This window comes from Paenibacillus sp. FSL W7-1332, assembly GCF_037969785.1.
Lineage (GTDB): Bacteria > Bacillota > Bacilli > Paenibacillales > Paenibacillaceae > Paenibacillus_AQ.
In genome coordinates, this window is sequence record NZ_CP150209.1 from 7,364,145 (window position 1) to 7,385,956 (window position 21,812).

22 protein-coding genes are annotated in these 21,812 nt (G+C 50.0%); 14 read left to right on the forward strand and 8 right to left on the reverse strand.

All coding sequences use genetic code 11. The features are described 5' to 3' along the window. Window positions 1–27 precede the first annotated feature (27 nt). The 9 genes from MKX98_RS33385 (at window position 28) to MKX98_RS33425 (ending at window position 10,590) form a co-directional block, all read left to right on the forward strand. A complete protein-coding gene (locus tag MKX98_RS33385; protein WP_339220666.1) occupies window positions 28–2,661 on the forward strand; it encodes a family 16 glycosylhydrolase in 2,634 nt (877 codons plus the stop codon). Window positions 2,662–3,234: 573 nt separating this feature from the next. After that, complete coding sequence (locus MKX98_RS33390; RefSeq protein ID WP_339220668.1) at window positions 3,235–4,686, forward strand: helix-turn-helix domain-containing protein; 1,452 nt, start codon at window positions 3,235–3,237, stop codon at window positions 4,684–4,686. Window positions 4,687–4,823: 137 nt separating this feature from the next. After that, window positions 4,824–5,534: a purine-nucleoside phosphorylase gene (gene deoD / locus MKX98_RS33395; RefSeq protein ID WP_220687110.1), complete on the forward strand. Its 711-nt coding sequence runs from the start codon at window positions 4,824–4,826 to the stop codon at window positions 5,532–5,534. Between the two features lie 73 nt (window positions 5,535–5,607). Beyond that, window positions 5,608–6,207 (forward strand): ECF transporter S component, encoded by a 600-nt coding sequence (locus MKX98_RS33400; protein ID WP_015738050.1) that lies wholly within the window; start codon window positions 5,608–5,610, stop codon window positions 6,205–6,207. A gap of 44 nt (window positions 6,208–6,251) precedes the next feature. Then, a complete protein-coding gene (locus MKX98_RS33405) occupies window positions 6,252–7,001 on the forward strand; it encodes an energy-coupling factor transporter transmembrane component T (protein ID WP_339220671.1) in 750 nt (249 codons plus the stop codon). Further along, on the forward strand, window positions 6,998–7,858 hold the full coding sequence (locus MKX98_RS33410) for an ABC transporter ATP-binding protein (protein WP_194540196.1): 861 nt from the start codon (window positions 6,998–7,000) through the stop codon (window positions 7,856–7,858). Before MKX98_RS33405 ends, MKX98_RS33410 begins: the two co-directional genes overlap by 4 nt. Continuing rightward, window positions 7,855–8,661, forward strand: coding sequence for an ABC transporter ATP-binding protein (locus MKX98_RS33415; protein WP_339220673.1), 807 nt, complete (start codon window positions 7,855–7,857; stop codon window positions 8,659–8,661). Before MKX98_RS33410 ends, MKX98_RS33415 begins: the two co-directional genes overlap by 4 nt. A 21-nt stretch (window positions 8,662–8,682) precedes the next feature. Beyond that, window positions 8,683–9,630: a nucleoside hydrolase gene (locus tag MKX98_RS33420; protein ID WP_194540198.1), complete on the forward strand. Its 948-nt coding sequence runs from the start codon at window positions 8,683–8,685 to the stop codon at window positions 9,628–9,630. Window positions 9,631–9,654: 24 nt separating this feature from the next. Then, the gene (locus tag MKX98_RS33425) at window positions 9,655–10,590 is read left to right on the forward strand and encodes a nucleoside hydrolase (protein WP_339220674.1); all 936 of its coding nucleotides are present in this window, start codon (window positions 9,655–9,657) and stop codon (window positions 10,588–10,590) included. Between the two features lie 41 nt (window positions 10,591–10,631). On the opposite strand, the gene MKX98_RS33430 is transcribed toward MKX98_RS33425, so the two are convergent. Next, window positions 10,632–11,231 (reverse strand): uracil-DNA glycosylase, encoded by a 600-nt coding sequence (locus tag MKX98_RS33430; protein ID WP_220687105.1) that lies wholly within the window; start codon window positions 11,229–11,231, stop codon window positions 10,632–10,634. Between the two features lie 282 nt (window positions 11,232–11,513). Between MKX98_RS33430 and MKX98_RS33435 the strand changes: the two genes are divergently transcribed. From MKX98_RS33435 to MKX98_RS33450, 4 genes are read left to right on the forward strand one after another with little or no spacing between them, the layout of a single operon-like run. After that, on the forward strand, window positions 11,514–12,431 hold the full coding sequence (locus tag MKX98_RS33435; protein WP_113057970.1) for an ATP-binding cassette domain-containing protein: 918 nt from the start codon (window positions 11,514–11,516) through the stop codon (window positions 12,429–12,431). Continuing rightward, a complete protein-coding gene (locus MKX98_RS33440; RefSeq protein ID WP_194540201.1) occupies window positions 12,424–13,203 on the forward strand; it encodes an ABC transporter permease in 780 nt (259 codons plus the stop codon). The genes MKX98_RS33435 and MKX98_RS33440 overlap by 8 nt, the downstream gene beginning before the upstream one ends. A 10-nt stretch (window positions 13,204–13,213) precedes the next feature. Continuing rightward, window positions 13,214–13,900: a response regulator transcription factor gene (locus MKX98_RS33445; RefSeq protein ID WP_339220678.1), complete on the forward strand. Its 687-nt coding sequence runs from the start codon at window positions 13,214–13,216 to the stop codon at window positions 13,898–13,900. A 5-nt stretch (window positions 13,901–13,905) separates the two neighbouring features. Further along, complete coding sequence (locus tag MKX98_RS33450) at window positions 13,906–14,808, forward strand: HAMP domain-containing sensor histidine kinase (protein ID WP_194540203.1); 903 nt, start codon at window positions 13,906–13,908, stop codon at window positions 14,806–14,808. Window positions 14,809–14,815: 7 nt separating this feature from the next. Here the strand turns inward: MKX98_RS33450 and MKX98_RS33455 are convergent, their stop codons facing one another. The 3 genes from MKX98_RS33455 to MKX98_RS33465 all read right to left on the reverse strand — a co-directional run bounded on the left by MKX98_RS33455 (window position 14,816) and on the right by MKX98_RS33465 (window position 16,433). Then, entirely contained in the window at window positions 14,816–15,592 is a 777-nt protein-coding gene (locus MKX98_RS33455; RefSeq protein ID WP_339220681.1) for an AAC(3) family N-acetyltransferase, read from the reverse strand. 45 nt (window positions 15,593–15,637) lie between these two features. Next, the gene (locus MKX98_RS33460) at window positions 15,638–15,766 is read right to left on the reverse strand and encodes a hypothetical protein (protein WP_339220683.1); all 129 of its coding nucleotides are present in this window, start codon (window positions 15,764–15,766) and stop codon (window positions 15,638–15,640) included. Between the two features lie 130 nt (window positions 15,767–15,896). Beyond that, the gene (locus MKX98_RS33465; protein ID WP_339220685.1) at window positions 15,897–16,433 is read right to left on the reverse strand and encodes a TetR-like C-terminal domain-containing protein; all 537 of its coding nucleotides are present in this window, start codon (window positions 16,431–16,433) and stop codon (window positions 15,897–15,899) included. Between the two features lie 184 nt (window positions 16,434–16,617). Here MKX98_RS33465 and MKX98_RS33470 point away from each other — a divergent pair, with 184 nt between their 5' ends. Beyond that, a complete protein-coding gene (locus MKX98_RS33470; RefSeq protein ID WP_220687100.1) occupies window positions 16,618–18,066 on the forward strand; it encodes a DHA2 family efflux MFS transporter permease subunit in 1,449 nt (482 codons plus the stop codon). Window positions 18,067–18,260: 194 nt separating this feature from the next. Here the strand turns inward: MKX98_RS33470 and MKX98_RS33475 are convergent, their stop codons facing one another. From MKX98_RS33475 to MKX98_RS33490, 4 genes are read right to left on the reverse strand one after another with little or no spacing between them, the layout of a single operon-like run. After that, entirely contained in the window at window positions 18,261–19,562 is a 1,302-nt protein-coding gene (locus MKX98_RS33475) for a glycosyltransferase family 2 protein (protein ID WP_220687099.1), read from the reverse strand. Next, window positions 19,555–19,698 (reverse strand): hypothetical protein, encoded by a 144-nt coding sequence (locus tag MKX98_RS33480; RefSeq protein ID WP_220687098.1) that lies wholly within the window; start codon window positions 19,696–19,698, stop codon window positions 19,555–19,557. The genes MKX98_RS33475 and MKX98_RS33480 overlap by 8 nt, the downstream gene beginning before the upstream one ends. A gap of 43 nt (window positions 19,699–19,741) precedes the next feature. Next, complete coding sequence (locus MKX98_RS33485; RefSeq protein WP_339220689.1) at window positions 19,742–20,617, reverse strand: diguanylate cyclase; 876 nt, start codon at window positions 20,615–20,617, stop codon at window positions 19,742–19,744. Next, entirely contained in the window at window positions 20,607–21,704 is a 1,098-nt protein-coding gene (locus tag MKX98_RS33490) for a glycosyl hydrolase (protein WP_339224651.1), read from the reverse strand. Before MKX98_RS33490 ends, MKX98_RS33485 begins: the two co-directional genes overlap by 11 nt. Window positions 21,705–21,812: the final 108 nt, after the last annotated feature.

A 21,812-nucleotide genomic window follows, 5' to 3' on the forward strand; every position in this document is an offset into this window, starting at 1 on the left:
TCCATATTTTTTTAAGGGAGGGTATTTATGAAGCGATCTCAAATTTCGGAAAGGCGGTATAGGCAAAAGGTATTGAGTTTGTTCTTGGCGGTCATGATACTGGCTGGCATCGGCTTATTGCCGACTTCGAAGGTTCAGGCAGCTGACGCTGCTGGAACCACCATCACCTCGATGTCTTATTTTTCAGCTGCGGACGGACCTGTCATCACAAAATCAGGAGTCGGGCAGGCCAGCTACGGTTTTGTCATGCCGATATTCAACGGAGGCTCTGCCACCTGGAATGATGTTGCCCAGGACCTGGGAGTAAAGGTGAAAGTAAATGGCAGCTGGGTCGATATCGACAGTGTCGGCAGCTTTGTCTATAACCAGAACTGGGGCCACTGGAACGACGGCGGCTTTACCGGCTATTGGTTCACGCTCTCCGCAACAACGGAGATTCAGCTGTACTCCAAAGCCAATGGGGTCACGCTTGAATATTCACTCGTCTTTGAAAACATCAACAAAACTACTATCACGGCGATGACCCCGACTCAAGGACCTCAAATTACGGCAGGTTTTACGGGCGGTGCCGGCTTTACCTATCCGATATTCAATCAGGATCCGGCCATAACCTATGCGGCCGTAGCGGATGATTTGAAAGTGTATGTAAAGCCCGTAAACAGCAGCCAATGGATCGATATTGACAACAACGCAGCCAGCGGCTGGATCTATGATCAGAACTTTGGTCAATTTACCGATGGAGGCGGCGGCTACTGGTTTAACGTAACGGAATCGATTAACGTCAAATTAGAATCGAAGACCTCTTCGGCTAACATCGTGTATACTATCACCTTTAATGAGCCCGTAAGAAACTCTTATGTCCTTACGCCTTATGAAGGAACGACCTTTACAGCTGATGCAAGCGGCGCTATCGGCATCCCGCTGCCTAAGATTGATGGAGGCGCCCCAATCGGTACAGAGCTTGGCAATTTCGTATACCAGATTAACATCAACGGGCAATGGGTGGATCTGGACAATTCAAGCCAGAGCGGATTTGTATACTCGGCAAACGGCTACAATAACATGTCCGATGCCAACCAGTGGGGATATTGGGCCGACCATATCTATGGCCTATGGTTCCAGCCGATCCAGGAGGATATGCAGATCCGTATCGGCTATCCGCTAAATGGGCAGGCAGGTGGAAGTGTGGGCAGCAATTTTGTCAACTATACCTTGATCGGCAACCCGGATGCTCCGCGCCCGGATGTAACCGATCAGGAGGATATTCCGATCGGAACGCCAAGCGACTCTGCCATCGAGGGCATGAATCTCATCTGGCAGGATGAGTTTAACGGGACGACGCTCGATAACAGCAAATGGAATTATGAAACAGGGTATTATCTCAATGATGATCCGAATACCTGGGGTTGGGGCAACTCGGAGCTGCAGCATTATACCAATAGTGCGCAGAATGTTTTTGTACAGGACGGAAAGCTAAATATTAGAGCCTTGAACGAGCCAAAATCCTTTCCGCAAGATCCAAATCGGTATGCACAATACTCCTCTGGCAAAATTAACACCAAAGATCATTTCTCCCTCACATACGGCCGAGTGGATTTCCGTGCCAAGCTGCCTACCGGTAACGGCATCTGGCCTGCGCTCTGGATGCTTCCGCAGGATCATGTGTACGGAACATGGGCAGCCTCCGGCGAAATCGATGTGATGGAAGCAAGAGGACGCTTGCCAGGTGCGACGAGCGGCGCCGTACACTTTGGGGGCCAATGGCCGACGAACCGGCATCTTTCCGGTGAGTATCACTTCCCTGAAGGCCAAACCTTTGCCAATGACTATCATGTCTATTCGGTCGTCTGGGAAGAGGACAATATTAAATGGTACGTGGATGGCAAGTTCTTCTTTAAGGTAACCCGCGATCAATGGTATTCCGCAGCCGCGCCGAACAATCCGAACGCCCCATTCGATCAGCCGTTCTACCTCATTATGAACCTGGCGATCGGCGGCACCTTTGACGGAGGCCGGACCCCGGATCCGTCCGATATCCCTGCAACGATGCAGGTGGACTATGTCCGTGTTTATAAAGAAGGGCAAGGCGGTGGCCAGAATCCAGGAACCGTGTCTGTTACCGGCGTAACGGTGAATCCGACCACGGCACAGGTGGATGTCGGGCAGCGTGTTCAACTAAACGCCAGCGTGGCACCGTCCAATGCAACGAATAAGCAGGTCACGTGGTCGGTTGCGAGCAGCGGCATCGCATCCGTGAGTGCAAGCGGTCTCGTGACCGGTCTCGCTCCGGGCACGACAACCGTCACGGCGACAACCGCTGACGGCAATAAAACTGCCAGCGCCGCGATTACCGTTGTACCGGCACCCTCCACCGTGATCGTCATCGGTGATGAGGCGAAGGGCCTGAAGAAGATCGGCGATGACCTGCTGTTCTATGTCAATGGCGCGACCTTTGCCGATTTACATTATAAGATCAATAATGGCGGGCAATTAAACGTAGCCATGGCCCCAACGGGGAACGGTAACTATACCTACCCTGTCAACAACCTGAAGCATGGTGATACCGTCGAGTACTTCTTTACCTATAACCCGGGGCAAGGAGCACTGGACACCCCTTGGCTGACGTATGTTCATGGGGTAACGCAAGGAACACCGGAGTAAACCGGGTAAGTCTTGACAGACATGTCGCTGCAGGTAAACAAGGTGCCTGCTCCGGGTTGCAATCGCGCAATGTCAAATTAATCTGGGCAAACAGAAGGCCGTCGACATCATCGACGGCCTTTCTTCAGTTGATCAGCTATGGTTGGTTAGCTGATTCACTTGTCTTCATATTTTTTGCATATAGCTCAATATTACGAATGTACACTCGCCTCTTCACTCACCTGTCTGGAATGCAAGACTTTCATGGCGTATCTTGCTATAGGCTGTGCGACCAACATTTCGCTGATCATTAGGTCATCAAGCGTTTTACGCCATCATGCGTTAAGTTTCTGATATACCGATTGATTAAAACCCCAAAGCCTATTACGATTACTTATGAAGATACTTGTCCAGAGGCATAGCTATCCTCCAAATAGAAAAAGCACATGGACTGTAAGCCGCGTGAAACGAGATGCCTTCTGAACGTTTTGTGCGGCTGTTTATAAATACGAACATTACGTCCCATACTTAGGTTTATCAACAGGTGAGATGAATGTCTCTAACTGACTCGTTAGTAAGGGGGAACGCAGACACATGGAAAAGGAATTCATACTGACGCACAAGCTGTTGACCCTGCTCGATTCCGAATATCGCTGGTTCACCCTTGCTGAGATTGAAGAGCAGATTGGCGTATCGGACAAAACCATCCGTAAAATTATCGATGAAGCCAAGCAGGAGCTTCCTCCTTCCATTCATTTTGAAATTTCACGTGGAAAAGGCGTCATTCTCCACTATGATAAACGAAATGTCGCGATTGGCGAGGTCATCTCCTCCATGTACAGACAGAGAACCTTCTACCAGCTGCTCGCTGTGCTTTTTGCCGAGGGAGGGCGTTACTCGCTGGAAGAGCTGGCAGACAAGCTGTATATGAGCTCTTCTTCGCTGAAAAAGCTGATCATCCGGCTGAACAACCATGAATTGAAGCCATACCATTTGCGCATTGCGTATTCCATGCCAGAGGTCAAAGGCAGTGAAATCAGTATTCGTTATTTTTACTGGAAAATGTTTTACGATGCCTATGAATTCTCCGGCTGGCCATTTACCGACATCGACCAAGCCCAGATCCATGAGTACATTACGGCGATCGAGTCGGAGAATGACATCGTGTATTTCCTTAACGCTAAGCGGAGCTTGTCGTTTCTGGCGGCAATCATGATTACCCGAGTGCTGCAGGGCAAATACGCGGATGTTCAGAGCGGGTCATATGACTGGGAGAATCGCATGCTTCACGCCTCTGTTGCCACACTGGCCAGAGCGCTGGAGCAGCGGTACGCCATTCATTTGCCGCTGGACGAAATCCGGTTTCTGCAGGCCATGTTCAGCTTGGGCCAATACAATTATTATGATGAAGCGAAAGTCAGCGCGATGTTATCGAGGGAGAAAGCGAATCTGATGCAAATCGAGGAGGAAAAATATCAAATCATCAATGATTTCCTCATGCTGGCGCTTGCCGCGTTCCCTGCGATCGATATGAACGACCGGTTCATCTTGGAAATAGGGGATTTCTTCGAGAAGCTCCGGCTGGAAAATGCGCTTCCCGATCTAATCGCCATCTCGGCAAGCAGCCTGACGGAATATGTCCAAAGGGATTGCCGCCCCATGTACCAGATCGTAAAGAGCTGCATGCAGGAATGGAGCCAGCGTTACCCCGGCATGCGGTATAACGACTATCATCTGACGAAGCTGACGCTGTTGATCAGCTCCAGCCTGCGCTATAACAGCAAAAAAGCTTTCCTGCTGATCGGCGAGGAATTCTCCATCCGCCATTACGTCGCCAAGCTCATCAAGAATGAAATCGGTGACGAGCTGATCATCAACACCTCCATTATGGAGGGGCTTACCGATGAAATGATTCAGAAGCACGGCATCGATTTCGTGGTCAGCACGTTTCCAGTTAAGCTGAATACAGTACCCGTGGTCATTATTTCAACGATACCGACCAAACGGGATTTGGAAAATATCCGCAAGGAATTAATGCAACCATGAGACCTCATGGTTGCATTTTTCCGTTAAGCTCCGTAACTTTCTGGTCTTGGTTATCCCTCCGATTCTGACTATGATGAAGGCAGATCAAAGAATAAAGCGCTTTCTTAAAAGGGAGGCCAGTAAGCAGGAGGAGCAAGATGAGCATACATTTGGGAGCACAACAGGGAGATATCGCAGAACGCGTGCTGCTGCCCGGCGATCCGCTGCGGGCGAAGTTTGTGGCTGAGCACTTTTTGGAGGAGGTATATTGTTACAACGAAGTAAGAGGCATGTACGGGTACACCGGCCTTTATAAAGGCGTTCCCGTTTCTGTCCAAGGTACGGGAATGGGCAACCCGACCATGAGCATATATGCGACGGAGCTGATTCAGGATTACGGGGTCAAAAAGCTGATCCGCATCGGTACTTGCGGCGCCATGCAAAAAGAACTTCAGGTCCGCGACATCGTACTGGCCCAAGCCGTATCCTCGGACAGCAATCTGATGGAAAAAATATTTCATGGCTGCAATTTCGCGCCAACCGCTGATTACGCCATGCTAAGCAAAGCGCATCAGCTGGCTCAGGAGAAGCAGGTGAATGTCTTTGTCGGCAACATCTATAATTCCGATGAATTCTATAGGGAAACATTGGACCGTCTTCATAAATTCATGGAGTTCGGCGTGCTCGCGGTCGAGATGGAAAGCGCCGCCCTGTACACGCTGGCTGCTAAGTACGGCGTCAGGGCCCTGTCCATATTGACGGTAGGCAGTCATCTGCTGACCAATGAGCGCTCGTCCCATCAAGACAGCGAGAAGTCCTTCCACGACATGGTCGAGGTCGCGCTCCATACCATTTTAGCGGACGAATAGTCTGCCGCAGGATTGCTTGCATAACAAAAACGTTCAGATATCTTAACAAACTTTGCTCTAGGGGGAAAAATCAATGGGAATCAAACGCGGATTTAAATATGATTTTTCGTTGTTGGCCATTTTGTTGATCCCGATCGGGATCGCCATCAACTTTGTCGGGGCGCAAATCATTCTGCTGCTCAAGCTGCCGATATACCTGAACACCATCGGGACAATTCTGACGGCCATGATCGCCGGTCCTTGGGTCGGTATGATTACGGGGGCCAGCACCAATCTTGTTGTCGGCATAACGAACCCGGTCTCGTTCGCATTTACGCCTGTACAAATGGCCGTCGGTCTGGTGGTCGGCCTGCTCTCGATGAGAGGCATGTATACGAAGCTGTGGAAAGTGATCTTGTCTTCATTCGCAGTCGTACTGACCGTTCTGATCGTGGCTTCTCCGATCCAGGTGCTGATGTTCGGCGGAGCGACCGGCAACTCTTCGGATGCCGTGGTTGCTACATTCCTGGCCTCCGGTCAACAGATTTGGACAGCGGTATTCTCAACCAAAATCCTGGTGGAAAGCGTCGACAAAATCATCAGCAACGTCATTGCCTTTGTCATCGTGATGAAGATGTCCCCAAGATACTTGTCCAAGCTCAATTACGGTGCAGCTTTTATCAAAAAGAAATGACGTATAGTCCGTAATGGATACGCTTTCATAAGGGAGGGGTTTTTGTGAATAACGAACGGTCCCTGTTAAGCCGTCTTTATCCAACAACCAAGTTTATGATTACCATCGCTTTATGTATGGCCGCATTTATCGTGCCCGGCTACGGGTTCAGCTACGCGATTCTGCCGATTTGTATGGTCCTCGCCTACTTTGCCGGCAGCTTTAAGGAGTTTTCCAATCTGGCGATCAAGGCACTGCTGATGATTGTTGTGTTCATCTTTATCCTGCAGAGCTTCTTCTACCCTGGCAACGACATTCTGTGGAGCTGGAGCATCTTCTCCATCAAGCGGGAGGGACTGGAGTTCGCCCTGTTCCTGACATCCAAAATCGTGGCGGTGGCCTCGGCCTTCATTCTGTTCTTCCGCATCACCAAGGTCAAGGATTTAGTCCATTCCCTGGAACAGATCGGCCTGCCGTCCAAAGTAACCTATGTCATCTTGTCCACCTTGCAGCTCATTCCGGAGATGAAAAAGCTGACCCACGTCATTATGGATGCCCAAAAAACACGAGGCGTTGAAACCGAAGGCAAGCTGCTTGTCCGCATGAAGGCCTTCCTGCCCACCCTTAGTCCACTCATCCTCGGATCCGTGGCCAGCACGGAGGAACGGGTACTGACGCTGGAGTCGAGAGCCTTCTCGGCCAATGTCAAAAAGAGCAGCATCTACAAACTGGAGAAAACAAAGCATGACCGGCTGGTTCGAATGCTGCTGGTCGTACTGCTTGCTATCTTAATCGTCTGGAGAGTTGCGCTATGAGTATCATTACGATCAAGAATCTATCCTACCAATATCCGATCAGCGAGTCCGATGCGCTCAAGAACGTGAATGTAACGATCGAAAGAGGCAAGCTGTATGCGCTGATCGGGGCCAACGGAGGCGGAAAAACGACCCTGTGCAACGTCATCCGCGGGTTTATCCCCCACTTCTATAAGGGAGATCTGCGCGGCGAGGTGCTGATCGAAGGCAAGGATATCCGCGAATGGGAAATGGGCGAGCTCTCCCAAAAAATCGGCTATGTGTTCCAGAATCCTTTTACACAGATCAGCGGCGTGAAGGATAACGTCTTTGAAGAGATTGCCTTCGGCTTGGAAAATTTAGGCATGGAGCCCGCACTGATCCGGGAGAAGGTGGATCAGGTCATCAAGATGCTGGAGATCGATTATTTGCGGGAGAAAAACCCGTTCGAGCTCTCCGGCGGCCAGAAGCAGCGGGTTGCGCTCGCTTCCATCATCGTCATGGAGCCGGATGTGCTCGTGATTGACGAGCCGACCTCGCAGCTTGATCCGAAGGGAACGGAAGAAGTGTTCAAGATTATCGAGCTGATGAAGAAGAAGGGGAAAACCATTATTCTCGTCGAGCACAAAATCGAGCTGATTGCCGAATATGCCGACGATGTCATCCTGCTGAATGGGGGTGAAGTGGCCATGCAAGGCAGCTCGCAGGAGATTCTCACCGATGAGCGCGCACTAGCATTCGGAGCTGCACTTCCCCAATATTCACTGTTCGGCCTGGACATGCGCCAACGGGGAATGGATCTTGGCAGCATCCCGTTAACTGAAAAAGAAGCCATGGATGCCGTCAAGACATGGATGAAGAAGGGGGTTAACGCATGAGCTTTCTGACTTTGACGAATGTTTCCTTTGCCTACCCAAACGGCTACAAAGCGGTGGACGGCGTCAATATGTCCTTCCGAAAGGGCGAATCCGTTGCCATCGTCGGCCAGAACGGGGCGGGTAAAACGACCACCGTCAAGATGATGAACGGGCTGCTCAAGCCCTCCGAGGGGGATGTCGTCATCGACGGCTGGAATACACGGGATTATACCACCGCCCAAATATCAAGAAAGGTCGGCTATGTGTTCCAGAACCCGGACGACCAAATTTTTCATAACGACGTGTACAGCGAGATTGAATTCGGTCCCCGCAAGCTGGGCCTATCGGAAGAACAGGTCAAAGCAAACGTCATGAAAGCGGCGGAGCTGGCAGGCGTCGTCCCGTTTCTTAAGGACAATCCGTACAACCTGCCCTACTCCATGCGTAAATTCGTAACGATTGCCTCCGTCATAGCGATGGATTCCAGCGTCATCATTCTGGATGAGCCGACGGCAGGCCAGGATCTTCCGGCTATGGCGCGTCTCGCCTATCTGATCGAGGCTTTAAACCAGGAAGGAAAAACCATCATCACCATCACACATGATATGGAATTTGTCGTGAACAACTTCCAGCGGGTCATCGTCATGGCGAACCGTCAGGTCATTGCGGATGACGACAAGCGGGCCATCTTCTGGAATCTGGATGTGCTGGAGCAGGCGATGCTGAAGCAGCCGCATATCAGCAGGCTCAGCCACTCCCTGGATATCGGCCATAACATCCTGGCAATACCAGAGCTTGCGGACGAGCTTGCCAAGCATAAGTGAGGGAATAGGGGAGTGACAACGATGGAGCAGGTTAAACACATCCTCTTGGATGTGGATACCGGCGTGGATGATGCCCTGGCGCTCATCTTTGCCGTCAAGTCCAATAAGCTGCATATAGAAGGCATTACAACGGTATTCGGCAACGTAGATGTGAAGCAGGCGACGGAGAATACGCTCCGAGTGCTGCAATTGGCGCAGCCCGGCTACGAAATTCCCGTTGCCATGGGAGCGGATGCCCCTTTATTTCGCCCTCGCCGGGAGAACGTCACCGCCATCCATGGAGCCAACGGCCTGGCCGGATATGTACTGCCAAAGGCACGCCAATCGCCGGTGAACGAGAGGGCATCCGATTTCATCGTGCGGAAGGTGCGGGAACAGGCGCATGACATTACGCTTGTCTTCACCGGCAGGTTAACCAATTTAGCGGTGGCGCTCGCCAAGGACCCGTCGATCGCTCAGAAAGCCAAGCTGGTACTGATGGGAGGCGCCATCAAGATGCCGGGCAATATAACACCCGTGTCCGAGGCCAACATCCACGGCGACCCCGAAGCGGCGCATCGGGTGTTCGAGTCCGGAATTCCGATTACGATGGTAGGCCTGGACGTGACCGGAAAGGCGAAGTTCGGCGAGGCTCATTATCAACAACTCATGAGCGGCTTCACGGAGGAACAGGCGGAGTTAAAAGCTTTCATGCATCACATCTTCACCTTCAGCTTTGAGGCAAGCGACCGCTTGAACGAAGGCAGATACCGGCTGATGCATGATCCGCTGGCGCTGGCTGTCGTCGAAGATGCCTCCCTCGTGGAGACGGAGGATTATTACGTCTATATCGAGACAAAAGGACAGATTTCCTCCGGTGCGACGCTGGTAGACTTCAGACGTCCGCAGTCACGGACCAATGCCTCTGTCTGCATGCAGGTTCGTGAAGAAGCATTCATGCAGCATTATATTCGAACGGTGCTGTCATAACCGTCAGAGGAAGGAGCATGCTTGATGCATCGAATTGTATTGGATGTGGATACGGGCGTTGACGACGCGTTAGCGATTGCCTATGCTGTCCGATCCTCGGCACTCAATATCCTTGGAATAACGACTTGTTTCGGAAACGTACCGGTGGAGCATGCGACACGAAATACGCTCCATGTATTGGAGCGGCTTGGCGCAGCCGGGATTCCGGTTGCCATGGGGGAAGCCGCCCCCTTGTTCCATGCCTCGATGAAGTCGTATCCCGTCCAGTTTCATGGCGAGAACGGACTCGGCAACTTGGCATTCCCCGATCCGGCAGCTAAGCCGGTCTCCACGTCTGCCGCTGCCTTTATGGTGGATCAGATCCGGCGGTATCCGAAGCAGGTAACGCTGATCTGCGTCGGCCCGTTGACCAATCTGGCCGCAGCCATTCTGCAGGCGCCGGAGATATCGTCGCTGGTCCGTCAGATTATCGTGATGGGCGGAGCCGTGGGCGTGGCGGGCAACCGCCGGATGCATGCGGAAGCGAATGTATACTCCGATCCGGAGGCGGCCCAGCTCGTCTTCCAATCGGGAGCTCCGATTACGCTGGTCGGACTGGATGTGACCATGCAGACCGAGCTCAGTCTGAAGGATATTCAGCGTTGGAGAGACCTGAATTCGGATCTGACCCGCTTCTTGGCCGACATGACTTCCTACTATATTGAAGGCTACCGGGAAGCCTATGGCGACCGGACCGGCTGTGCCCTGCATGATCCACTGGCGGTAGCCGTGGCGATCGACCCGAGCCTGATCGAGGTTCAGCCGATGGTGCTTCAGGTCGATCTGGAAGGCATCCACTCCTATGGCAGAACCGTTGCCGATCTGCGTCCGCGTTGTACCGACCAGCCGACTGTTAACGTATGTATCGGTGTCGACGCCAAGCGGTTTCAGGAGCATTTTATGGAGACCTTGATGAAATAAGCTGAGCATAAGGAGTGAACGCCGGGTGCGTTCGCTCCTCTTTATGTTTCCCTCTCTGCTCTCTCCTCCCACTTCGCCCTCAACCCTTTCAAGTCCTCGACAAAGAACCTTAGCAAGTTGGGCCTTCTTCTTACCGCCAGCGGATGATAGGTAAAGCTAATGGGGATGCCCTGGAACTCATTCCAGCTCCCCCGTAGCTCCTTGACGGTGGCGTTCTCCATCTCGGGGAATAATCCTTCGACTACGACATTCCCGAAGCCAAATAGTACGAACGGCTGCTTCTGAAGGAGCTGCGCCTGCAGATGCGGCAGGCATGCCGCTCGGGTTGCAGGCTTATCGTAAGCACGGGTTGGCCGGCGTTTCAGCAAATAGGTGACGTAAACCGAGTTTATATCCATGCCTGCTTCCCTCATGCCGAGTTGGAGGGTTTCCCGGGTCCCGCACAAGAACGGATTTCCTTCCCGGTCCTCCCTGGCTCCCGGGTTATCCAGGATCATCATCAGCGTGCCTTGCGGATTACCTTCCCCCCAAATGACGCGATTCCGCTGTTTGCACAATTCGCAGCGTTCACAATGCTGCATATCTTCGGGCGCTTGCTCTTCTGGCAAGATGACGCAGGGATGATTCATTTCCGTAGACATGTAATTCCTTCCTTTCTGTCGCACACAATGATTCCATTATGCCCACCTGTCACCTAATGTAAAAAATCCCCTCGCGTATATCCGATCAACCGTATTGTGTTAGTGCCACATTCCCCCATCTCACTTATTCCCTATCCGATGAATGGCCCTGTTATGACCCCTGTTCGCCTTCGTACGGGCATGCCCGCGTCCACTCTTTACACTTTCTTTATACTTTTCTGGTCCAAATATTTATACCTGCTGCTTATCCTAAACTCATCAACATCGAAAGGATGATCACGGATGTCGGATACAATTCTGAAAGCAGCAAACATATCCAAAATATACGGCAAACACAAAGCCCTTGATAAAGTATCAATCGAGATTAAGCGCGGGATGATCTACGGCTTGATCGGGGAGAATGGTGCGGGAAAATCAACGTTTATGCGCATCATCATGGGACTCATCACCATTAACGAGGGCAGCATCGAACTGTTTGGAGCAACAGGCAATCAGGGATTGCAGCGTGCACGAAGAAAAATGGGGCAATCCATTGAAACGCCGGCACTTTATCCGGAATTAACGGCTCGGGAGAATCTGCAAGTCCAAGCGGCAAACGGCGGCGTAAGCGAACGCGAAATCGACGATTTGCTTCGCTTGATGAACCTGGGGAATACCGGCAAGAAGAGAGCCAAGAACTTCTCCTTAGGCATGCGCCAACGGCTGGCGATTGCTTCCACCCTGATTACGAACCCCGAGTTCTTGATCCTGGACGAGCCGACGAACGGTCTCGATCCGTCAGGAATGGTTGAAATGCGCGAAATCATTCAGCGGTTGGTGACCGAACGCGGGATGACCGTCTTGCTATCCAGTCATTTGCTGGATGAGCTTTCACAGGTGGCTACGCATTACGGGATTTTGCATGACGGAAAACTTATCCGTGAATTTTCACGAGAGGAGCTGGCAAACGAAACTCGCCAATACATTGAACTGGAGACAACGGAAGTCCATTCCGCCGTCGTGGTGTTGGACGATCTAGGGATCCGGGACTATGAAGTCATCAACGGAACCGAAATTAATATCTACGAACGCCTCGATGACGTTGCCGCCATCAACCGCTCGCTGGTTTTGGCTGACGTGAACGTTTTGCGAATCGGTACAACCCGACAAAAACTCGAGGATTATTTCTTGCAATTAACAGGAGGTGCCCCCCATGCTTAATCTGCTAACCGCCGAAAAAATCAAATTGCGCCGAAGCAAAAAACTATGGATCGTCCTGGGCATTTTATCTTTGCTTCCGATCTTCCAGGTCGCAAATAGCCTGACGGCCGTGCATTATGGCAACGAGCTCGTCCAGCCCGTTGATACCGTCATTAATGGAGCGACAGGCATTCTGATGATCGAGAAGAATGGATTAACGATTTTACTCGTCATTGGCGCTTTTATCAGTTTCTTGATTGGGGAAGAATTTCAGAATGGGACGATTCGAAATGCGCTTTCTTTAGGACGCAGCCGCACGCATTATTATTTGTCAAAATTGGTGGTAGCCGCGCTCCTCTCGCTCGTTGGTGTCATCATATTGACCGCGCTTGGCATGGTCAGCTTTTCCATCGCGTTTGGTTTCGGCGAAGTTGCCGGGATTAACCATTACTTCAGCTATGCGATCCAAGCGTTTCTCACACTGTACGTATTAATTCTGTCTAACGTATCGATCTATATGATGATTAGCTTCTTAACCAAAAATAGCGGCATCTCGCTGATTTGGACTTTTATTTATACGATTGCGACTGGCTTTGGCGCACCCATCTTCCTGCAAACCGAGCATTTCAAGCAGCTCACCTACTGGTTTTCGTTATCCTTCTTGTTCTATTCCGATTTCGCCAAATCGGCGGATATCGGCAAGTTCCCTGAGATGATATTGGTCAGTCTCATCACGATCGTGTTATCATCAGCTATAGGAATTCTTCGGTTTACACGAACTGACATAAAGTAGGTCGATATGTATGCCAGCGATATTAATCATTGAAGACGATACAACCATTCATTCACTCATCAAGGAAGCCTTGGAGCTGCATGGTTTTCAAACGCAGAGCGCCTATTCCGGAACAGAAGGGAAGCTGCTGTTTGAGCACCATCAGGTTGATCTGGTTCTCCTGGATTTGATGCTGCCGGGGATGGATGGAGATGAACTTCTGGAGCACATTCGGCAAAATTCAAACACGCCCGTAATTGTGATCTCCGCAAAAAATGATCAGCATTCGAAATTGGAGCTTTTGACGCACGGGGCCGATGATTACATCACGAAGCCTTTTGATGTGAAGGAACTGCTTGCACGAATTCACATCCAATTGCGCCATGCAGCCAAAGCTTCAGCCGGCCCTATGGATGAAATCCGTTACAAGAATATCAGCGTAAACCTAGACACGCGTGAAGTGACAATCAATGAACAGGCGGTTCATCTTACTGGACGGGAGTACGCCATACTTCTGTTATTCTTAGAGCACCCGCAAAAAGTATTCAGCCGCGCCAATATCTACGAAAGTGTGTGGAACGAGCCATTTTGGGGCAGCGATAAAACGATTAACATGCATATCAGCAATTTAAGGAACAAGCTGAACCTGGATGACACGAATTACATTAAGACCGTATGGGGTATCGGCTTCAAATTCGATTCAGAGGAAGGGACGTGAATGGGATGTGGGGATGGATCTTTGTCTTCCTGGCCTTTGCGTTTCTTCTTTATATTTACTTCTTAAAGCGGGAACTGGGGAAATTAAAACATGCGGTCCAAGAGATTCCAACGAACGCCAGCTATGGCTCCAGACTTTATGTAGATTTTCGCCAAAAGGCAATCATGGAGCTGGTCGATGAATTGAATCAGATGATCGATGCATTTGAAGAAAAAAATCGTGAGGCTAAGCGGATGGAAGAGAATGTGAAGCTATCCATCGCAGGGCTCTCTCATGATTTACGGACGCCCCTCACATCCATCCACGGCTATGTTCAGCTTTTCCATGCAGCCACAGATGAGACAAAGAAGGCGCAATATCTTAAGATTATCGAACATTCTGTACGGCGTCTGATAGAAATGACCGACCACTTTTACGACCTGGCACGCATTGAAATGAATCAAAAGGAACTGGCATGGTCTTCCCTATCTCTCTCCAACCTGGCTGAAGAAATCTTCTTGTCCTTCTATGAACAATTTGAGGAAAAGCAGATTGATCTCCAATTTCCCGAACCAACCCATGACCGTCATATCATTGCAGACCCGTTATTGATGACGCGTGTCATCCAAAATATCGTTCAAAATATCCTTCGTTATGCCAACAGTCAAGCTGTGATCCGTTACCGGGATGAGGGCAACGATCTAATACTTAGCGTTAAAAACGATATCAAACCCGACAGCAAAGTTGCCATTGAGAAGGTATTTACGCGTTTCTATACCGAGGTCGCCAGCAGAACGAACACGGAATCCAGCGGGATCGGCCTTTATCTGTCTAAACAGTTAGTTGAGAAGATGAACGGGAAAATGGATGCCGCGTTGCAGGACGGCTGGTTTATCCTTAACATCCGTCTTCCCATCCATCGAAGTTAAATTTGATCTAAACCTTATTCATTGTATGGTCCAAGGGATGATTGTCCGAGAACAAATCCGGATTGTCCTTAAGCATGTCCGTAATGACATCCGCCACCGCGGCCGCATCGCATACCCGGACAACGGCATCGCCAAGATGCCCCTTATGCATCGCGCCCCGACTTTCCAGAACCTCATCGACCTTCCAGAAATGTTCCGACCACGATAACCCGCAATGTCTGCGGGAAGGCACCGGGATTTCCGTTCCATCCGGTAAAACCGTGTACAGCTTCTCATGATCATCCGTTAACCTGCCTGGAATGTCCACCCACTCTTCGACTCCATGAATAAAGGTGTTGCGCTTTAAATCGACCCCAACTAACAAGATGGTCGCCCTTCGGTCGAGCAGCTTCCCCCAGGCAGAACCTCTAGCGCATGGCGTGTCGAAACGATGATCGTCGTTTGTGAACGCTTTGGCATCCTGACCCAATGCCGCCACGGAATGAGTAGGGTGCAGCGAACGCACCACACCAGGCCGTTTGCGGAAAAGCTCGGGTAAGATCCCAACACAAGAAGGTGACTGATCCACGTAAAATTTCGGATTATCCGCATTGATATAAGACCACGTGTGGGTGGGCAGCACCAGCAGCCCTTCTTTCATATACGCTGTGAGTGCATCGAGAACCGTGTCCGCGCCACCCTCGACCGGCCCTATACTCTTCATCGAAGAGTGGACCAACAGCGTCCCTTTGCTGTCAATGCCCAGCTGCTCTAATTGCTTCATTAAGCTTTCCCATGTATACATGTTCTTCTCCTTCCACGCCAGGATATCAAAAACTGGCTGCCACTATTATTTTTCGATGATTTCCCAGTGCAGCTCGGCGGATGTATCGGTTAATAATTGCTGAAGCGATGCATGAGCATGCTCGACCGTGTGCGCCGCAGCTCCTTGCCGCTGTTCCTCATAAATGGTGAGCACCCATCAACTCTCCATTGGATAAACTTTTTACTTAAGATACGTCCATGATATAGAGGGGTGGGGATATTTTCAATGTTTCTATGAATATTGGTTCCAAAGTTGCCAGCTTCGCCTCTTTACGCCTAATCGGTTACAAATACTTTCTTCTATACATCAGGGTAATTTGATCCGCTATATATTCTGCGCTATGCTCGGTACCATCCTTAATCCACCACATAATAATCCCGAGAAGTGATGATGCCACAATATCAACGGAGGCAACTCGACTTGTGGAATGGATGTTTCTTGCGTCTCTGCGTTGTTTGATCGTATTTTTCAACAGGTTCGACAAGTGGGTTTTGAAGCCCGTATGCTCAACCAATACAGCGAAAATTTTCCGGTATTCATAAAAATAATTTAAAAATGCAATCAGCTGCTCCCGTTCGTTTCGGCTCTTCACTTGTAATAGCGGCTCGACTTTCATGGACAGGTCGTCAAAGATCTCATGCACGATCTGACGCAGCAAATCGTTAATATCCTCATAATGCAAATAAAACGTGGCACGATTTAGCTCTGCGCGAGTTGCAATTTTTCGGACGGTCAATTGAGAGATTTCCAGATTGTCGGCCAGTAATGAAAAAACGGCCTGCTTCAGCAGCTTTTTGGAGCGAATGGCTCGTGGATCCATCCTTTTATGTTCAGGCATGTCATCCCTCGATTATCGTTTATTTGTCACTTCATCGACCGATCTTCCCATTCTGTCGTTTAGTCGACAATTTCAGCAGAATTGCAAATAGGAATCACTCTTCGATGCTGATAAGATATATTTTATTGACACTATGTCGAAAAAGCAATGAAGAGAGGACAGCACCATGCAAGAAGACATAAAGAAAATAAATAAAGGGATATTACTAACCATCTTGATCCTTGGTTGTTTCTTATCCACGCTCAATCAGACGCTGTTAAATGTAGCCTTGAGCAATCTAATGGGTGTATTTGATGTCACGGCAGCCACCGTACAATGGATTTCAACGGGGTTTATGCTGGTTAACGGGATATTGATCCCGATTACGGCCTATTTAATGAAACGCTTTACTACGCGTCAATTATTTATAAGCGCCATGTTGTTTTTATTAATCGGTTCAATCATCTGCGCGGCGGCGCCAAGCTTTGTTGTGCTCATGTTAGGACGGATGATTCAAGCTGCCGGTGCGGGAATTGTCATGCCGCTCATGATGAGTGTTGTGCTCGCCATCTTTCCCGTGGAAAAACGCGGCAGCGCTATGGGACTGCTGGGACTGGCCATGATTTTCGCTCCGGCCATCGGCCCGACGCTCTCGGGATTTATTGTCGAATACCACTCTTGGCGGTGGTTATTTATCGGTCTCATCCCGCTTGTCATCATGGTCATCGCATTGGCATTCAAGTATTTGGTCAATGTCTCCGAAGCGGCCAAGTCGAAGCTTGATGTAGGCAGCGTTCTTCTATCAACCGTTGGATTCGGCTTTATTTTATACGGCTTCAGCAGTGCAGGCAGTAAAGGCTGGGACGATGCCATGGTCATCCTGTCCTTAGCCATCGGGATCGTGGTCACGGCCATATTCTGTATGCGGCAAGTCAGGTCCGATGATCCCCTGTTGAACCTGTCTGTCTTCAAAAACAAAATCTTTACGTTAACGTCTCTTATTAACGTATTAGTCACGATGTTGATGTACGCGGACATGATCTTACTGCCTATTTATCTGCAGGATGGTCGCGGTTTTACGGCATTCGATGCAGGACTGCTCTTATTGCCGGGTGCGGTTGTCAATGCGCTGATGTCACCGGTCACCGGCAGGTTATATGACCGTTTCGGTGCGAGGCCGCTGTTCATCATTGGTTTGCTGTTTATTATTCCATCGATGTGGGCGGTAACAGATTTATCTGAGTCAACCACGTATATGTATTTGATGATTCGTACCATTTGCTTGCGAATCGGATTAAGCTTCATTACCATGCCACTCAATACGGCCGGACTCAATGCGCTGCCCAAACACCTCGGTACGCACGGTACCGCGGTGAATAATACCGTTCGCCAAATTGCCGGCGCCATTGGTACTGCCGTCGTGATTACGATTTATACCGTGCAGGCAACAAGCCATGCAGCTGATGTGATGCAGAACAATCCTACAACGACTGCTGAGCTCCTTAAATCCCTTACATCCATCATAGGGGCAAGCGACGCCTATTCCTTCATGATGATTCTGGCCGTCATCGCATTTGTTATCACATTTTTTATGCCTATGAAAAACAAAACCAAGATCGAACAAAAGCAATCGTAGTTAGCAACAAGGTCCTTTGACGAACTATCCGTGCAGCAGGATATGAACAAAAAAAGCCATTCCTTAATAGGAGTGGCTTTTCCTATGATTTGACGCTAGGTTTAACCATGACATTTGAAATAGTGTAAATCCGAAATCGCTCGCCTTTTCAACCCTACGTTCGCCGATCCTCTTCCGAATCGGGATCGTTTCCCTTATCCAAATCGCTGCGTTTTGTACCACTTGGCTTTTCTCCCTGTTACTTTGTCTACAACAAACGAATAGAGCGCGCGCAGGGAAATGAGCAGAAATAGCTGAGCATACGTGAAATACGATAGGCAGGACAGAATGAAATTCTGGGTTGTGCTTTGCCCGACATCGGTTGCCAGCGCCAGATTAATCTGCAGCACAAATAGGTAATACATCAATCCCCAAGCCACCATCAGGTAGACGTATACATCATCGGCAAACTGGAACGGTGACACCACATCCGGATTGAACAGCGCAATCACCCAGTAGGCCAAGTTGACAACGATGATGATATCCGACACGATAATGGATAATAAAAACCAGAAATAACTCGCCGCGTAGTACAGCACTTGCAGCTTGATCCGCCAGCTTGACCGATTAAACAAATGATGGATGTTCTCGATCACGACCGAAAAATTCCCCTTGGCCCATCGTTCCCGCTGCTTCAAATACACGCTGAGCTGCTCCGGCTCCTGCTGATAAGCTTCCGCCTGAGGAGCCAGGGCGATCAGTTGTCCCCTTGTCATAATCTCGAACGAGATGGCCGTATCCTCTGTAATGGCCTCCGTATCCCAGCCGCCGATCTCGCGCATCAGCTCCGTTTTCACAATAAAATTCGTTCCCGGAATCGTCCCCAGCTTAAACAGCTCCCACAATCCGGTATGATAGATTCGCTGCGCGGTCACAAGCTCGAGATTAATGCATTTGGAGAGGAAATTCTGCCCGCGGTTTCTGGCCTTGTTCCGTCCAAATACCGCTCCGTAGGTTTCAGGGTCTTCCATTGCTTTCTCGATCAAGAAGTACAAGGCGTTCCGCTCCGGTGCCGCATCCGCGTCAAAGATACAAATCCACTCGTTCTTCGCATACTCCAGCGCATCATTAAGCGCTCCGGACTTGCCGCCCGTTCCTGTACGTTCAAAGATCATAAAGTCCCGATCTCGATACGCTTCCTTGCTTCTCAAAGCCTTCAATTTACCGGCAGTATCATCACTGCAGTTATCGGCAATGACAATGAGCTGCACCTTATCCTTCGGGTAATTAAGCCGCAAAATATTTTCCGCCGTTGCCGCGATCACCAATTCTTCATTGTGCGCAGGCACCATGACGGTTACCTTAGGGAAATGCTCCATCTCATCCACATCAGGAATGGTCCACTCCCTACGGCTCTGCCTGAAAATAAACCGGACCGCTCCCCCCATAATCAGGATCGACTCCAACACGGCAGCCCAAATGCTAACAATACAAAACATTAATAATAAGTCAGCCACGAATCTTCCTCCGGTCGTATTTTCGATGTACGCGAACTCGAAGGGCCATCGTTGCAATGAACAGCCCCAGTACCGCAAGGGTAAACATCAGGCTGATGATTTTGCAAAGCGGAATAAACCATTCGCTGTAAGACATTTCTTCCTCCTCCTGCCGCTTAACTAAATATATTGGCCATGATTTATATATACTCTCCGATCAAATCGGTCTCCGTATTGCGTTCGAGTGCGGCAATGACAGCATCCGCATCTTCATATTTACTGAACTGCTCCTTAGCAAACACCAGCGCTCCTGTACGGATTACCAGCTTCAGCTCCCCGCCTTTCCGGTCCTGGAACGGCATGTCCATCAGCGCGTGCTTGATCCGGTCCGTCAATGCCTTTAGATACTCCTGGTTCGTCATGGGGAGCAGCACGACAAATCGCCCCTCATCAAGGCCAAACTTGTAATCCTCGTAACGAATATGATTCCGTATCCCTTCTGATAAGGAAGCGAGCAGCTGAGCGTAGCCTTGAGAACCGAGGGATTCCCGCACCATCGGAAGAAATTCGATTTTAAACATGGCCAGGCAGAAGTTATACGTATCCGAATAACGATTGGCCAAGTTGGACTGCTTGATCAGCGTTTCTTTAAAGGCTCCCTTATTGCCCAGCGAGGTTGCCAAGTCCACTTCCGGGTTCCTTCGCTGCAGCTCCTCAAGCCGCTCCATCAGCCGTTTATTGCGAATCAGCCCGGATTTGATAAATGTGGCCGCGGCCACGTTGGCCGGCAGCAGCCATAGCCAGGAGATGGACAGCACATCGACCTCGGCATACGTCGTAAGCCATACAAAATAAGCAACGATATAAACAAAAATACTAACGACAGAGACCCCGGGAGGAACCAAGAAACCGAGCAGCAGAGCCGCAAGGCATCCGACACTGAATCCCAGTTCAAGCAGCGTAAAAGACGAGTCTCTAAAGACATTAATATAGAGCAACAGCTCCTGCAGGAGCGCTAAACCAATCAGCAGTACGTATCCCCAGACCATGCGCTGGATCAATTTTTTATTTTCCATGTCCACCTCGTTGAAAAGCATATTCGCCTAATAAAGGAAGCAAGTTATCAAAAATATGCGTATTTTTTCCGAATACATATCCTCCGGGATAACGTGCGTCCTTTCCCTTGAAGGTTTGCATCCGTTTGTACAGTTTTGCTGCAAATGGCCTGTCTCCCCTTTGAAGCGCAAAGTTGATCGCAAGGCCATACACCGACGGAGACTCGTAATTTACCGCAGCCTTTCGGTCGGCCCGTGTATACTGTCCCGCCAATTTCCCCGCCTGCTCGAACTCCTTCTTCAGAAATTGGTGCAGCGGCGCTTGGTCCCTTCCCGTTTCCCCGGCATACATCGTAATCAGCAGCTGATCGATTAAATTCACCTTAGCTTCATAGGTATACTCCCTGGTCACTACATTAAAGGACTTGGGATAGAACACACCGTCATCCGGCATGTTCCGAAGCAGGGAATGATATCGAATGTACGTTTCCTCTTCCAGTAGTCCTTCTTGCAGGAGCCCTTGTAGTGCCGGGAGATCCACATAGGGCAGACTCAGCGTATCGGGCATTTCCTGCCTGGAGAAATCGTAGAAATCCACCAGATATCCATTATTTTGGGACCTGTTTAGCAAGGTATCCGTAAGCTCCCTGGCCGTTTCCGTCCATTCGGAATGGCCCTTCCATATCCGGGCACCTTCCAGCAGAGCCCCGATAATCCGCAAATCGTCGCCAAGCGCGTTCGTGCTGACTTGGGCCTTTCCTTCGGGATTGAGTTTCCACGCAATATAATGGCGATCCGCGATAAAATAGCGGGTTAATATGTCATAACTCTTCTCAAACTCGGCAAGATCGCGGCTTTCCAGCGCTGCCTGCATCCAAAACCCAAGAGATTCGGAGAGCGCCTCTCGTCCTGCTGCCAAATCAGGATTGACCGACTGGGCTTCCTGTAAATAGGTGGCCAGCGTGCCATTCGGGTTGGTCATGTTCATCGTAATAAAACGTTTCGTTGAAATATCCCCCTTGGCCTGGATCAAATACCCCCCGATTCCCAAGGCGGCGCTTAACAATATAGCAAGCCCTATCCATAAGACTTTGTGTCCACTTCGCATGTTCAAACCGCATAACCTCCATTCACTCAGGAGTAAACCCATATGCCAAAAAGAGCATCTGCACCTAGAGTTCTAACCCCCTCGCGAATTGTATCATTCCATTCTGTA

Excerpts from the sequence above, each read along its gene's own strand:
- MKX98_RS33385 (WP_339220666.1), top strand. The coding sequence starts at position 28 with ATGAAGCGATCTCAAATTTCGGAAAGGCGGTATAGGCAAAAGGTATTG.
- MKX98_RS33390 (WP_339220668.1), top strand. The coding sequence starts at position 3,235 with ATGGAAAAGGAATTCATACTGACGCACAAGCTGTTGACCCTGCTCGAT.
- deoD (WP_220687110.1), top strand. The coding sequence starts at position 4,824 with ATGAGCATACATTTGGGAGCACAACAGGGAGATATCGCAGAACGCGTG.
- MKX98_RS33400 (WP_015738050.1), top strand. The coding sequence starts at position 5,608 with ATGGGAATCAAACGCGGATTTAAATATGATTTTTCGTTGTTGGCCATT.
- MKX98_RS33410 (WP_194540196.1), top strand. The coding sequence starts at position 6,998 with ATGAGTATCATTACGATCAAGAATCTATCCTACCAATATCCGATCAGC.
- MKX98_RS33415 (WP_339220673.1), top strand. The coding sequence starts at position 7,855 with ATGAGCTTTCTGACTTTGACGAATGTTTCCTTTGCCTACCCAAACGGC.
- MKX98_RS33420 (WP_194540198.1), top strand. The coding sequence starts at position 8,683 with ATGGAGCAGGTTAAACACATCCTCTTGGATGTGGATACCGGCGTGGAT.
- MKX98_RS33425 (WP_339220674.1), top strand. The coding sequence starts at position 9,655 with ATGCATCGAATTGTATTGGATGTGGATACGGGCGTTGACGACGCGTTA.
- MKX98_RS33430 (WP_220687105.1), bottom strand. The coding sequence starts at position 11,231 with ATGTCTACGGAAATGAATCATCCCTGCGTCATCTTGCCAGAAGAGCAA.
- MKX98_RS33435 (WP_113057970.1), top strand. The coding sequence starts at position 11,514 with ATGTCGGATACAATTCTGAAAGCAGCAAACATATCCAAAATATACGGC.
- MKX98_RS33440 (WP_194540201.1), top strand. The coding sequence starts at position 12,424 with ATGCTTAATCTGCTAACCGCCGAAAAAATCAAATTGCGCCGAAGCAAA.
- MKX98_RS33445 (WP_339220678.1), top strand. The coding sequence starts at position 13,214 with ATGCCAGCGATATTAATCATTGAAGACGATACAACCATTCATTCACTC.
- MKX98_RS33450 (WP_194540203.1), top strand. The coding sequence starts at position 13,906 with ATGTGGGGATGGATCTTTGTCTTCCTGGCCTTTGCGTTTCTTCTTTAT.
- MKX98_RS33455 (WP_339220681.1), bottom strand. The coding sequence starts at position 15,592 with ATGTATACATGGGAAAGCTTAATGAAGCAATTAGAGCAGCTGGGCATT.
- MKX98_RS33465 (WP_339220685.1), bottom strand. The coding sequence starts at position 16,433 with ATGGATCCACGAGCCATTCGCTCCAAAAAGCTGCTGAAGCAGGCCGTT.
- MKX98_RS33470 (WP_220687100.1), top strand. The coding sequence starts at position 16,618 with ATGCAAGAAGACATAAAGAAAATAAATAAAGGGATATTACTAACCATC.
- MKX98_RS33480 (WP_220687098.1), bottom strand. The coding sequence starts at position 19,698 with ATGTCTTACAGCGAATGGTTTATTCCGCTTTGCAAAATCATCAGCCTG.
- MKX98_RS33485 (WP_339220689.1), bottom strand. The coding sequence starts at position 20,617 with ATGGAAAATAAAAAATTGATCCAGCGCATGGTCTGGGGATACGTACTG.
- MKX98_RS33490 (WP_339224651.1), bottom strand. The coding sequence starts at position 21,704 with ATGCGAAGTGGACACAAAGTCTTATGGATAGGGCTTGCTATATTGTTA.